Below are 517 nucleotides of genomic sequence, written 5' to 3'. Positions count from 1 at the left end.
GCCGACTGCCGCTGCGCGGGCACCCGTGCCGCCCCGAGCGGCCCGGCTGCCCGCGCAGCGGCAGTCGGCTACAGGGCGCGAGCCCCCGGCTCGACCATGTTCCGTACCGTCCGCGCCTTCACGAAGTCGCCCATCGCCGTCATGTCCCACTCGCCGGAGAACTGGCGGATGAGCTTGGCCATCATGACGCCCGTCTGGGGCTCCGCGCCGGTGAGGTCGAAGCGGACCAGTTCCTCGCCGGTGGTCGCGTCGAGCAGGCGGCAGTAGGCCTTGGCGACCTCGGTGAACTTCTGGCCGGAGAAGGAGTTGACCGTGAAGACCAGACCGGTGACCTCCTGCGGCAGCCGGCCGAGGTCGACCGTGATGACCTCGTCGTCGCCCCCGCCCTCGCCGGTCAGGTTGTCCCCGGAGTGCCGGACGGCGCCCTTGAGGATCGTCAGCTTGCCGAAGTAGCAGCTGTCGATGTGGTTGCGCTGCGGGCCGTAGGCGATGACCGAGGCGTCCAGGTCGATGTCCT

The 517-nt window shown here is 70.2% G+C and carries 1 protein-coding gene; it reads right to left on the bottom strand.

Annotated features, from left to right (window positions below):
* Positions 1–68: 68 nt before the first annotated feature.
* A partial coding sequence (locus CCN44_RS42865; RefSeq protein ID WP_143650534.1) for a TerD family protein occupies positions 69–517 on the bottom strand: 449 nt, incomplete at its 5' end.

The organism is Streptomyces tricolor (assembly GCF_002155905.1).
Classification (GTDB): domain Bacteria; phylum Actinomycetota; class Actinomycetes; order Streptomycetales; family Streptomycetaceae; genus Streptomyces; species Streptomyces tricolor.
The sequence above is the reverse complement of the archived record's forward strand: the minus strand, read 5'-3'. Positions and strand labels throughout refer to the sequence as shown.